Source organism: Pantoea sp. EA-12 (assembly GCF_030053355.1).
Lineage (GTDB): Bacteria > Pseudomonadota > Gammaproteobacteria > Enterobacterales > Enterobacteriaceae > Pantoea > Pantoea vagans_C.
Genome location: NZ_JASGBY010000044.1, coordinates 1 through 338, shown reverse-complemented (window position 1 = coordinate 338; position 338 = coordinate 1). Strand labels below are relative to the sequence as shown.

General features: G+C 56.5%; 1 protein-coding gene. It reads left to right on the top strand.

Annotated features, from left to right (window positions below):
• On the top strand, nt 1–338 hold a 338-nt coding region (locus tag QMZ30_RS25825; protein ID WP_502921502.1), incomplete at both ends, for an ATP-binding protein.

Below are 338 nucleotides of genomic sequence, written 5' to 3'. Positions count from 1 at the left end.
ATTGAAATTCAGGTGATGGCCGACGGTCAGGGCAACGCGATCTATCTGGCGGAACGTGACTGCTCAATGCAGCGTCGCCACCAGAAAGTGGTCGAAGAAGCGCCTGCGCCAGGTATCACGGCAGAGCTGCGTCGTAACATCGGCGAGCGTTGTGCCAAGGCCTGTATTGATATCGGCTATCGCGGTGCGGGTACCTTCGAGTTCCTGTACGAAAACGGTGAGTTCTACTTCATCGAGATGAACACCCGTATTCAGGTGGAGCATCCGGTGACCGAGATGATCACCGGCGTGGATCTGATCAAAGAGCAGCTGCGTATTGCTGCCGGTCAGCCGCTGTC